This window comes from Paenalcaligenes hominis, assembly GCF_011927625.1.
GTDB classification, from domain to species: Bacteria; Pseudomonadota; Gammaproteobacteria; order Burkholderiales; family Burkholderiaceae_B; genus Paenalcaligenes; species Paenalcaligenes hominis.
The window spans coordinates 643,631-655,841 of sequence record NZ_JAATIZ010000002.1 but is presented as its reverse complement, the minus strand read 5'-3'; the positions used below and the strand labels follow the sequence as shown (position 1 = coordinate 655,841).

Here is a 12,211-nt window from a genome sequence, read left to right as displayed (position 1 = left end):
TGGCGGTGCGCCTATCGAGATCGTCCGACAATACATTAAGCAACAACAGACGCCAAGCTGATACGAAGACGCTAGCGCGTCCGCGCTATTCATCTGCGCCCTGAACGGCGGGGTTTTCCGCGCGATTTGATAAAAGCACCAAGCAGATGATTTTGGTTTCCAACCGCATGGAGACTGCTATGAACAAATCACAAATTCGTCTTTTAGAGCATTTGCTTGCGAATGAGAAAATCCATAAGGACGACGTGGAAATCGTCAATCAAGCCATTGATTTTGGTTATGAAACGTTATCAGTCAAGCAACACGCTCAACTACAAAAGTACATCGATCAGGGGTACGCGGAAGACACATCTAACCAGACCAAGGCGTCCGTTGAAGATAATTTAGCGTTGTTTGACTTGCTTGGGGGTAAGATGCAGTGCAGTTCGTGTGCAGATGAAGATAATTACGTGAAAGAAAAAATAGAGAAAAATACGGATTAACTCAGTGATCTGCTTGGGTGTAGGTAAATCAGGAATACTTGTCGTTTGAAGCCAGCAGAATGGTTGCTATCGAGTCTGCTCTTATTAAAAAGCCCAGTTGAATGACTGGGCTTGTTGTTGGGGCCTAAGCGTGACGGTGCTGAGTTTTTAAAAAGAGCTGTAAAAAAGTCGCAGCCAATAATAACGCCCCTGCATACAACCAATACAAATGACTAACAGACCAGTTGGCTTCCAATAAATGCCCTGCTACAACAGGAGAGGCCATGCCGCCTAAACGCGCAAAGGCAAGCACCATGCCTACGCCCGAGCTGCGGGTAGCCGCCTCAAAGCTTTGGGGTGTGGTGGCATACAGCCCAGCGATGGAACCATTAATTAAAAAACCAATGGCAATACCCAATGCGATGGCAGCGGGAAGTGACCAGCTGGTGGCTGGAATGACGGCACACAACGTAAAGACGCCTAATACCATTAAGGATTGGGCCACGCGTTGTAAGTGCCAGCGACTGGCTAATACGCCTAAAGCCAAAGCGCCCAGCATGCCGCCTACATGCAGCAGTACGCCACCGGCTACGCCTTTATCAGCGGAAAGGCCGGCTTGTTCAAGCAGTTTAGGCGTCCAGCTGGTCACAAAGTAAAAGCTAAACATCAACGCAAAAAAACTACCACCCAGTAACCAAGTGCGCAAAGCACCAGGGGCCCACAGTAGCCGAAGTGCCTGTAAAGCGTTCGGTTTAACGCTGGAAGTAGGGCTGTCGATGGGCAGATGACCGTGTCCCATGCGTTCGAGTAAGTGGTGGGCACGCTGTTGATCGTTGCGGTGGCGTCCTTGTAACAGCTGATCAAGCGATTCAGGTAGGCCGATGGCAATCAACAGTGCAGTGATCCACGTTAAGATGCCGCCCCATACAAACACGTCTTGCCACGCATTATTTTTTAATAGGTAGGCCGCCATCATGCCACCTAAAGTGGCACCCAGCGCGAAGCCAACGGACTGCAATCCAATAGCTAGGGCGCGCCATTTGGCATTGGCGTATTCGCTGGTGAGTACGTTAGCGTTCACAATGCTACAGCCAATACCTATGCCTGTTAAAAAGCGTAATACGCCCAGTGTCCATGGGTCATTAACCCATTCAGTTGCCACCATAAACGCCCCTGCTGCTGCCAAGCTGGCTAATACCATAGGCCGACGACCCCACCGGTCTGATAGTGGAGCTAAAAACACAGAACCCACGGTCATACCAATGATGCCCGCTGACAGTAACCAGCCGAGTACGACGTTATTTAGGCCCCAGTCTTTGGTTACGGCTGAGGCGGTGAACGCCATGACTAATACATCAATGCCATCGATGGCATTAATCAAAAAACACAGTGCAATGGCACGCCACTGCAAAGCGCTCATGGAGGCAGCGTCTAAATGTTGACGCAAGGTGACAGGGGAGGAGGTGGTTGAAGAGTTCATGACACAGCGCAGTTCATGCCGCACTAAACAGGGTGGCGTTGAAAAAGGGTAAAAAAAGAGCTCCGAAGAGCTCTGATGTAGCTAATAGGGGTAAGGCGTTGAGGCTTAGTTGTTGGGGGCGCCCCAAACCTCGTTAGCAATGTCGACCACAAAACGCAGCTTGGCGTCTTGTTCGGCTTCGGTGATGTTGTTGCCTTCTTCGGTGGAAGAGAAGCCACACTGAGGGCTGAGACAAATTTGCTCTAGGGGCACGTATTGCGTGGCCTCTTGAATACGAGCTTTAATTAACTCTTTGTCTTCGAGCTCGCCAGTTTTAGTGGTGACTAGACCCAAGACGACTTGTTGGTGCCCAGGTTTGACAAAGCGTAGAGGACGGAAGTCGCCTGAGCGATCGTTGTCGTATTCTAGGAAAAAAGCGTCTACATTGACTGTGCCAAACAGCAATTCAGCAACGGGCTCGTAACCACCTGAAGAAATCCATGTGGAGCGGAAGTTGCCGCGACACACATGCAAACCGATAACGAGGTCGTCGGGCTTGCCTTCGAGAATGCGGTTTAAGACATCAGCGTAGGTTTGAGCGAGCTGATCTGGGTCGTCGCCGCGATCACGCACAATTTGTTTTTGTTCTTCGGAGCAGAGGTAAGCCCATACGGTATCGTCCAACTGCAAATAGCGACAACCTGCGGCATAGAAAGCAGCTAGCGCATCGCGGTAGGTTTGAACTAAGTCGTCGAAAAACTCGTTTAGGTCGGGGTAGACATCGGGGCTAACCACATTGCGGCCGCCACGGAAGTGCAAAACGCTAGGGCTAGGAATCGTCATTTTTGGGGTAGCGCCGGATTCGAGCGATTTTAAAAACTCGAAATCTTTAAGCATGGGGTGATCACCAAACTTGACTTTGCCCACTACACGCACGTTGTGTGATTTGGTTTGGACACCAGAGAATTGAATGCCTTCGTCGGTATCGTAACGCTCGACGCCCTCTAGGCCATCAAAAAAGTCGAAGTGCCACCAAGTGCGACGGAATTCGCCATCAGTGACTACATGCAGGCCACAGTTGCATTGGTTGTGCACGCTTTGACGGATGGCTTTGTCTTCTTCTTCACGCAACCCACCGGCGGAGAGCTCGCCTTTTTCGAAGGCTTGACGGGCTTGCTTTAGAGCGGCTGGACGTAAATAGCTGCCCACCACATCAGCACGGAAAGGGGGCAAGGATCGGAATAAAGACATGTAATACCTCTAAAAAACTGTCTCATGCCCTAGGCACGAGTGAAAAAGCCAATAGATAGATGATATGCTTTTTAAGCGCTAAAGGAAAACGATAGTTTTTCAGTTTAATATGAATTTAATTCATATTAAATACGTTTATTAGTTAGCAGCGCATGGCTTTGTTTTAGAAAGCGTCTATTGCTTCAGGGGATAGTCGCTTTTTTTGCTGTAGGCACTAGCTCTCTGCTCTGAGTGTTTTCCCTAAAACTAACCGTTAAGCTCTCGATTCCCAATTGACAGCACTTTTAGTATGTATATACTTTTCGATAGCAGTACGGTAAATTTTTCTAAAAATCCAGACCAGAAAAAGCGTTAAATGGTGGTTTCAAGCGGTTTGTACACCATTTACAAAGCAGTAGTGGAAATCAAAGGAGGGTATCCACTACAGTACGTCTATTTAAAACACTATAAATGGTAGACATTTAGCTTGCTGCAACAGAGCCTGATGTGTGCCTGTAAAGGAGACAAAAATGTGGATCAAACAGTTAAGTAAAGCCTGTGCAGCCTTTCTTACTTTAGGCGTGTTGTCTGCTCCTGTGTATGCAGAGGACTTATTAGAAAGAGTCAAAAAATCGGGCGAGTTAGTGGTCGGCACGGAAATGCAGTTTGCTCCGTTCGATTTCCATGAAAATGGTAAGCAAACTGGCTTTAATAAAGAATTATTCGAGGTGGTAGGCAAACGCATAGGCGTAAAGGTTCGTTTTTTGGATCTCCCTTGGCCTAGTGTGCTGCCCGGCTTAGACTCCAAGAAATTTGATATGGGTGGCGGGCCTATCTTGGTCACCAAGGCTCGCAAAGAGCGTTACGCGTTCACCTTGCCGATTGCAGATGGTTCGGTCGCCCTATTAAAAAGCGCGAAAAATAAAGACTTGCAAAAGTCCGAAGACATCGCAGGCTTTGCAGTAGGTGGGGGTAAGGGTTCGGCTCAGCTAGAGCAGTTGAAAGACTTTGTGGCAACACTCGATAAGCCTGTCGATGTACGTGAGTATATTGATAACAACCAAGCGTATGCTGATATTGTGTCCGGTCGTCTGGTGGCCGTGGCTAACTCCATCACTAATATTGCCTACGTAGCCAAACAGCGCCCTAATGTCTTCGAAGTCGTTCAGCCGCCTTTTGGTAAAAAAGTCTATTTTGCTTACTTCATGCGTAAAGACGAAGACAGCCGTTCTTTACTCAATGCTTTTAATGAAGCGCTACAAGCCATGCATGCCGATGGATCCTTAGCTGCCTTACAAACTAAGTGGTTTGGCATGGAAATGGATGTGCCATCGGACGAGTTTGAGCCTGCGGTTTAAGTCTTTGCAGGGCCACAGGTTCGGTTTTGTGGCCCAGTTGACTGTCATGCTCGTGTCAGGCTGATTAGTCTAAGCGCGAGCCTTGAGGTAAAAAAGCATGTTTGATTTTCATGTAGCGCTGGAGTCTATCCCTTTATTGCTCAGTGCAGCCAAAATGACGCTGTTTGTGTCAGCAGTGGGATTAGTGGTCGGGTTTGTAATAGCTGTTATCGTGGCTGCGGCTAGCATGTCGCCTTCACTGTTGCTGCGACGTATTACCAGTTGGTATGTGTTTGTCTTTAGAGGCATTCCACTATTAGTGCAGTTGATGGTGGTGTTTTATTTTTTCCCCGTGATAGGAATTAACGTGCCGCCTTTAGTGGCGGCTGTGGTGGCCATTTCATTGTGCGAAGGTGCCTATATCGGTGAAATATTACGAGGTGGCTTTATGGGCATTCCCAAAGGTCAACTCGAAGCCACCCAGTTATTAGGTATGTCGCGCGTCACGACAGTAGTTCGAATTCAGGTACCTCAAGCCTTACGTCTGACGATGCCTGCTTTAATTAATGAAATGATCATGCTAGTAAAAGCCTCATCATTGATTTCTATTGTGGGCGTAACCGAGCTAACACGTATGGCGCAAAACATTGCCGCCAGCACATTTTCACCTATGGAAGCCTACCTCGGTGCCGCGTTTGTGTATTTCTTAATTAATGGGGTGTTGTCGGTCATTGGTTATTGGGCAGAGCGTCACTATGGGAGGACGGCATAATGGCTGTGGATTTCAGTGTACTTAACTCCTACTGGCCAGCCATTGGCATGGGCTTTTTAATGACCATCTATACGTGGTTGGTCGCTGTGGTATTGGGCATGATGTTGGGCTTTGTGGTGGCTGTGTTGCAGCTGCATGGGGGTCCTGTGTTACGTGCCGTGATTCGTGTGTACATCGAAGCCATCCGTACCACCCCATTTTTGGTGCAGTTATTCGTTTTGTATTATGGTGGCCCCAGCGTGGGCTTGGATTTATCTGCCACGCAAGCCGGTATTCTTAGCTTAACGATTTACGGAAGTGTGTATTTTTCCGAAATTTTCCGTGGGGGGTTTGCGGCGGTGCCTAAAGGTCAAATTGAGGCGGCTGAGTTTTTAGGCTTGTCTCGATTCGATGTGATTTGGCGCGTAAAGCTGCCGCAAATGCTAGTGATCATTACCCCTGCTCTGGTTAACTTAATTATTATCCTAAGTAAAGAAACCGCTATTTTATCCATTGTGACCGTACCCGAGTTAACCGCCGTCATGGTTCAAATTGGTAACGAGCAATTTGCGCACCTAGAAACCACCTTATTGCTATGTGTGGCTTACTTAATTTTGGTTGCCGTAACAGAACGAGTGGGTCGTTGGGCTGAGGCACGCAGCAATCATTTCTTAGCGCGCTAAGTCGTCTGGCCGAAAAGGAGACAAAGATGGAAGCGAAAATGAATGGAACCTATACCGAGCCCGCCCTGGTTCAGGTCCAAAACCTTTATAAAAATTATGGTTCGATCCAAGTCTTAAAAGATATTTCCTTAGAAATACGTCGTTCCGAAGTGACTTGTATTATTGGCCCGTCTGGGTCAGGCAAGAGCACGTTGTTACGTTCGTTAGCTTTTCTCGAGGAATACGACCAAGGCGAGGTATTAATCGAAGGCGTGTTGTTGGGCTATGTCGACAAGCCTGATGGGCGCCGCGTTAAGGCCAACCGTAACGAGCTGAATCAGGCACGCCGTCATGTGGGTATGGTGTTCCAGCAGTTTAATTTATGGCCGCATATGACGGCCTTAGGCAATGTCCAAGAGGCGTTATTACGCGTGAAAGGCATGGCCAAAGCCGAGGCCGAAGAAAAAGCGCGCTTAATGCTCGCCAAGGTAGGTCTAGGCGACAAAGTGAATGCGTTTCCAGTGAATTTGTCTGGTGGTCAACAACAACGGGTCGCCATTGCCCGTGCTTTGGCGATGGAGCCAAAAATCATGTTGTTTGACGAACCCACCTCCGCTTTAGACCCCGAGCTAGTCGGTGAGGTCTTGCAGGTGATGAAAGACTTAGCTCGCGAAGGCATGACCATGGTGGTGGTAACCCATGAAATGGGTTTTGCTGCCCAAGTCGCTGATACGGTGGTTTTTATTGATAAAGGGGAAATTGCGGTCACGGGTTCGCCTCAAGAGGTCTTCGCGCAAAGCGCTCAGCCACGCTTAGCACAGTTTTTAGAAAATTATTTTGAACGCAATGCATTTTGGGAGCGCACCTGCACCCAAAATACCGAGCGGGCAGCAGCCGTGGTATAAGCCACGTTGTCATCAGAGGGAGTCATTATGTTTGGACATTTACGTGCGTTTGATGGGGATCCCATTTTTAGCTTAGGAGAAGCATTTCATGCGGATCCCCGTGACTTAAAGGTCAATCTAACGGTGGGTTTATATTATGACGAACAAGGGCGGCTTCCTCTATTGGACGTAGTGCGTCAGGCCGAGCAACAGTGGGCGGATCAGGCATTACCCCGTGCCTATTTACCCATTGAAGGTCTTGCGGATTATCGGGCTCAGGTGCAAAAGCTAGTCTTTGGTGAGCACAGTGCGGCTCTAGCAGAAAATCGCGTGGCAACCATCCAAACCCTAGGCGGAACGGGCGCTTTAAAAGTAGGCGGGGATTTTCTGCACGCGGCCTACCCTGACAGTGAAATGTGGATCAGTGACCCCGCTTGGGACAATCACCATGCGATTTTCAACGGTGCAGGGATTTCGACTCATACTTACCGTTATTACGATAGTGCCACCCGGGGGCTCGATTTTGAGGGCATGGTAGAGGCCCTAGCTCAATTACCTAAACACAGTATTGTGCTGTTGCACCCGTGTTGTCATAACCCGACCGGGGTCGATTTAAACGATGAACAGTGGCTAACCGTTATTGAGCTCTTACGCGAACGTGAGCTGATTCCGTTTGTGGATATGGCTTACCAAGGGTTTGGGCGCAGTTTGGACGAGGACGCTTATGCGATTCGGGCTATGGACCAAGCCGGTTTAACTTTTTTGGTTGCCAACTCGTTTTCTAAGAACTTTTCGTATTATTCCGAGCGTTGTGGTGGGTTATCGGTGGTATGTCAAAGTGCCGAGGAAGCCAGCCGTGTACTTGGGCAGCTAAAAGCGGTAGCGCGTCGCATTTATTCCAACCCGCCTTCCCATGGGGGCCAAGCCATTGCCTTGATTTTAGCAGACCCAGATCTCTATCAAACGTGGCGTCAACAGGTGGATCAAATGCGGGAACGCATTGTTAGCTTGCGCCAAAAAGTCTACGATCGGTTACAGGAATTAGTGCCCAATTACGATAGTTCGTATTTTATTAAACAGCAAGGCATGTTTTGTTATACGGGCTTAAATTCAAAACAACTGCAGGCGTTACGTAGCAAACATGGTGTGTATATTATTGATTCGGGGCGTATCAGTTTACCTGGCTTGAACGAGGATAACCTTGAATACTTTGTGCAGTCGTTGGCGGCAGTCATTACCGATCCTTCTCTACAGGAAACCTAAGCCCACATTCACTGACCTTAGTTTTTACTTATAACGACGCGTCTAATAAAGACGCGTTTTTAGTAGGTGAAGCGCGCCTAAAAGTTTAGTTTTTCTAATCAAAAATCAAATTTCGCTGATTTAAATTAAGATTACAATGGTTTAACCATAAAAGATCGTTGCTCTATTCATTCAGAACCTAAGCGATTTCGTCCTAGAATTGCTCGACCCATAGCCAGTGAGCACGTAGATAACGCCGTTACAGTACAAGAGGTGAGTCCCATGATCGAGAGCATAGCGAGCCCAGTCCCAGCCAGTCAGGCACGACGTTTTAGAGACTACAAGGTAATAGCTAAACAAGCAGAAAGTCACGTTATTACGTCTTTTGTTTTAGCACCTACCGATGGCATGCCTCTCTTGCCCTATAAACCAGGCCAGTATTTGGTATTTCGTTTTTCTATTGATGGTCAAACGGTACTGCGCAATTACAGTGTATCGGGTGATCCAGATCAATTAGGGCAGCTACGCATTTCTGTGAAACATGAAACCGCGCCGGCCGGAACCGAGGTGCCCGATGGCTTGGGTTCCAGCTATTTGCACTACCAAGTCCAAGTGGGGGATGTGCTACAAGCAGCTGGCCCTTTGGGTGATTTTTACTTGGACGAGAGCTCAGCGCGACCCGTGGTGCTGCTGAGTGGCGGGGTCGGCTTAACGCCTATGCTGTCCATGTTGCACCGTTTGGTGAATCAGTCAGAGCGCAAGGTGCATTTTATGCATGCCTGTGAAAACGGTGATGTGCATGCATTTGGCGCTGAGGTTATGGAGTTGGTGGCGCGCCGCCCTAATGTACAAGCGTTATTTTGGTACCGCGCTGCTTTAGCGCATGATGCGTCAAGAACCTGGTCATTTACCGAGGGTTTGCTAACCAAAGAGCAGCTGCAACGTTATTTGCCCTTAGACGATTACGACTTTTATTTATGCGGGCCCAGTGGCTTTATGCAAGCTAACTATGCGCTATTACGCCAATTAGGCGTAGTCGCCGAGCGTATACATTACGAGTTTTTTGGCCCTGCTACCGTGTTAGAGCAAACCGTAGCAGATATCGATGCAGTGGCGCAAACGGCCTCTGTGTTGACGGCGGCTGCCGAGCCCCAGCCTGTGTTGGCTCCAGCGCCAGCTACAGCCACAGTATCAACCGATAGCACCACGCTGACTTTTTTACCCGATGGTCGACAAGCGCAATGGCAGGACGATTACGAATCCTTGCTCGTGGCCGCTGAAGACGCTGGCTTACAGCCGAATTTCAATTGCCGATCGGGGATTTGTAATAGTTGCATGTGCACGCTGGTCGAGGGCGAAGTCGAGTATTTTGAGGAGCCACTGGACGAGGTGCCTGTGGGTAAGGTCTTAATCTGCTGTGCTAAGCCTAAAGGGGCGGTAGTGATTGAAATGGAATCGTAGCGTTCCGTGTAGTGCCTAGTCTTGCGCCGACTTGAATTATCAAGTCGGCTTTTTTGTTGTGGATTGGCTTTAGGTACGACCGGCAAATTTATAACGATCGCCCGGGTGCCACATGCGTGCAAACGAGGTGAAGTGACCACCGGAATAGGTGGTGCGATTTAACACTAAGCAGGGTTCATTGGCTTTCATCTGCAGCGCTCGAGCAATTTCTGCATTCGGTATTTGAACCTCAATGGTATAGAAACCTTTAGGTAGGGGGGCAACTCGGGTTAAGTATTCATTGGGCGTGGTGTGGGACCAATCTTGTTCTAGGTAATCAGGTGCCATCGAGGCATCAACCAGACGGTCTTCGTATTGGATCGGAATCTGGTTTTCTAAGTGCACAATCACCGAATGAAACAGGGTAGCACCGGTAGGAATGGCGTAGGCTTTGGCCTGTTTAGCGGTGGCTTTTAAGCGATTCATGCTGATGACTTGGCTACGATGCGTATGACCGCGTTCGCGGATGTCTTGCGCAATACTGCGAATTTCGATCAGCGTGGACTGGTATTTAGGTTGGGCAACATAGGTGCCTGAACCTTTAATCCGAACCAATAGACCATCATTGCTTAGCTCTCGCAAAGCGCGATTAACAGTCATTCTGGATACCGAGAATTGTTCACACAGGGCTAATTCGGTGGGGATTAAGTGACCTTCTTGCCACTCACCACTTTGTATTTTATTTAAAACGAAGTTCTTGATTTGCAGGTAAGCCGGCTGAGCTTCGTTAGAGATAGAACGGGAGGGATCGACGTTCATGACGGGCGTATTTCCTTGGGGTAAGAGTACTGGTGTCAGGGCTTTCCATGATATGTATAGACAATTTATACAAATGCCTATACATTAACCATGAGCTTACAAGAAATTTTTACCTTTGTCGGTTATTTGGTGCATTAGGCCCCCTAGCCGATACGCTTTTTGACCGCTAAGCCGTATAAGAAACACCCTATGGAGGAGAGCACCATGTTGCAACAAACCGATATTGTACCGAGTCAAGATCCTCGTTATGACGAGAGTCGTGTGGTTCATGCCCCAACGGGTGCCACGCTTCATTGTAAAAATTGGATTGCCGAAGCGGCCTATCGAATGATTCAGAACAACCTGGATCCGGATGTAGCTGAAAACCCAAAACACCTGGTTGTGTATGGCGGCATTGGTCGGGCGGCGCGTAATTGGGAATGCTATGACCAAATTTTGCAGTCGTTGCGTGACTTAGAAAATGACGAGACGTTGTTGATTCAGTCCGGCAAGCCTGTGGGTGTGTTTCGCACCCATGCTGATGCGCCCCGTGTCTTGCTTGCCAATTCAAATTTGGTGCCTAAATGGGCGAATTGGGAGCATTTTCATGAGTTAGACCGTGCGGGCCTTTTTATGTATGGCCAAATGACAGCAGGCAGTTGGATTTACATTGGAACTCAAGGGATTGTGCAAGGCACCTTTGAAACGTTTGCAGAAGCGGGGCGCCAACATTACAACGATACCCTAGAAGGGCGTTGGATTCTGACCGCTGGCTTAGGGGGCATGGGTGGTGCTCAGCCATTAGCGGCTTCTTTTGCAGGGGCAGTCTCGTTAAATGTAGAGTGTCAGCAAAGCAGTATTGATTTCCGCTTACGTACCCGTTATTTGGATAAGCAAGCACGTGATTTGGATCATGCCATCGAGTTAATTCGTGAGCACACCGAGCGTAAAGAAGCCGTCTCTATTGGTTTATTAGGCAATGCTGCCGAGGTGTTTCCTGAGCTAGTTCGGCGTGCTAAGGCGGGGGGGCTCTGTCCCGATTTAGTCACCGATCAGACGTCTGCGCACGATTTAGTAAACGGGTATTTACCATTGGGCTGGACTGTCGCACAATGGCGCACAGCGCAAGCTGACCCGAGTCAACATGCTCGTTTGCAGCACGATGCGGCACAGTCTTGTGTGCAGCATGTTCAAGCCATGTTGGATTTCAAAGAAATGGGTGTACCTGTGGTCGACTATGGCAATAATATCCGCCAAGTCGCTTATGACCATGGCGTGAAAAATGCCTTTGATTTCCCTGGTTTTGTGCCGGCTTATATTCGTCCTTTATTTTGCGAGGGCAAGGGGCCTTTCCGTTGGGTGGCGTTATCGGGTGACCCCGAGGACATCTACAAAACAGATCAAAAAATTAAAGAGCTGTTCCCTGATAACCATCATGTGCATCGTTGGTTGGACATGGCAAAAGACCGTATTGCTTTTCAAGGCTTACCCGCACGTATTTGCTGGTTAGGGCTGGGCGAGCGTCATTTAGCAGGTTTGGCTTTTAACGAAATGGTGCGCAACGGAGAGCTCAAAGCACCGATTGTAATTGGTCGTGATCACCTTGATACGGGTTCAGTGGCAAGCCCAAATCGTGAAACGGAATCCATGCGCGACGGCACCGACGCAGTGTCGGATTGGCCTTTATTAAATGCCTTACTAAATACCGCTTCGGGTGCTAGCTGGGTGTCTTTACACCATGGTGGCGGGGTCGGCATGGGCTATAGTCAGCATTCTGGCTTAGTGATCGTGGCCGATGGCTCTAAAGAGGCAGATGCTCGCTTAGCGCGGGTGTTAGTCAACGATTGCGGTACGGGGGTGATGCGCCATGCCGATGCGGGTTATGAATTAGCCGTCAAGACCGCCAAAGAATTTGGTTTAAAACTCCCCATGATTAAATAGCGAGCG

Annotated in this window: 11 protein-coding genes; 8 read left to right on the top strand and 3 right to left on the bottom strand. The window is 48.7% G+C overall.

Annotation, left to right across the window (positions count from 1 at the left end; genetic code table 11):
- Nucleotides 1–179: 179 nt before the first annotated feature.
- A complete protein-coding gene (locus GGR41_RS07115; protein ID WP_167661239.1) occupies nt 180–482 on the top strand; it encodes a hypothetical protein in 303 nt (100 codons plus the stop codon).
- A 124-nt stretch (nt 483–606) separates the two neighbouring features.
- On the opposite strand, the gene GGR41_RS07110 is transcribed toward GGR41_RS07115, so the two are convergent.
- Together GGR41_RS07110 and GGR41_RS07105 are read right to left on the bottom strand one after the other, a co-directional pair.
- On the bottom strand, nt 607–1,941 hold the full coding sequence (locus GGR41_RS07110) for an MFS transporter (RefSeq protein WP_167661238.1): 1,335 nt from the start codon (nt 1,939–1,941) through the stop codon (nt 607–609).
- A 105-nt stretch (nt 1,942–2,046) separates the two neighbouring features.
- Nucleotides 2,047–3,171 (bottom strand): cobalamin-independent methionine synthase II family protein, encoded by a 1,125-nt coding sequence (locus GGR41_RS07105; protein ID WP_167661237.1) that lies wholly within the window; start codon nt 3,169–3,171, stop codon nt 2,047–2,049.
- A 509-nt stretch (nt 3,172–3,680) separates the two neighbouring features.
- Here GGR41_RS07105 and GGR41_RS07100 point away from each other — a divergent pair.
- The 6 genes from GGR41_RS07100 (at nt 3,681) to GGR41_RS07075 (ending at nt 9,487) form a co-directional block, all read left to right on the top strand.
- Entirely contained in the window at nt 3,681–4,508 is an 828-nt protein-coding gene (locus GGR41_RS07100) for a transporter substrate-binding domain-containing protein (protein ID WP_167661236.1), read from the top strand.
- 97 nt (nt 4,509–4,605) lie between these two features.
- Nucleotides 4,606–5,259 (top strand): amino acid ABC transporter permease, encoded by a 654-nt coding sequence (locus GGR41_RS07095; protein ID WP_077734245.1) that lies wholly within the window; start codon nt 4,606–4,608, stop codon nt 5,257–5,259.
- Entirely contained in the window at nt 5,256–5,921 is a 666-nt protein-coding gene (locus tag GGR41_RS07090) for an amino acid ABC transporter permease (protein ID WP_371019359.1), read from the top strand. Before GGR41_RS07095 ends, GGR41_RS07090 begins: the two co-directional genes overlap by 4 nt.
- Before the next feature lie 26 nt (nt 5,922–5,947).
- Nucleotides 5,948–6,805 (top strand): amino acid ABC transporter ATP-binding protein, encoded by an 858-nt coding sequence (locus tag GGR41_RS07085; protein ID WP_167661234.1) that lies wholly within the window; start codon nt 5,948–5,950, stop codon nt 6,803–6,805.
- Nucleotides 6,806–6,832: 27 nt separating this feature from the next.
- Entirely contained in the window at nt 6,833–8,047 is a 1,215-nt protein-coding gene (locus GGR41_RS07080; protein WP_167661233.1) for an amino acid aminotransferase, read from the top strand.
- Between the two features lie 261 nt (nt 8,048–8,308).
- Nucleotides 8,309–9,487, top strand: coding sequence for an FAD-binding oxidoreductase (locus GGR41_RS07075; protein ID WP_167661232.1), 1,179 nt, complete (start codon nt 8,309–8,311; stop codon nt 9,485–9,487).
- A 69-nt stretch (nt 9,488–9,556) separates the two neighbouring features.
- Here the strand turns inward: GGR41_RS07075 and hutC are convergent, their stop codons facing one another.
- Nucleotides 9,557–10,285 (bottom strand): histidine utilization repressor, encoded by a 729-nt coding sequence (gene hutC, locus GGR41_RS07070; RefSeq protein ID WP_167661231.1) that lies wholly within the window; start codon nt 10,283–10,285, stop codon nt 9,557–9,559.
- 204 nt (nt 10,286–10,489) lie between these two features.
- On the opposite strand from hutC, the gene hutU reads away from it, so the two are divergent.
- Nucleotides 10,490–12,205: a urocanate hydratase gene (gene hutU / locus GGR41_RS07065; RefSeq protein ID WP_167661230.1), complete on the top strand. Its 1,716-nt coding sequence runs from the start codon at nt 10,490–10,492 to the stop codon at nt 12,203–12,205.
- Nucleotides 12,206–12,211: the final 6 nt, after the last annotated feature.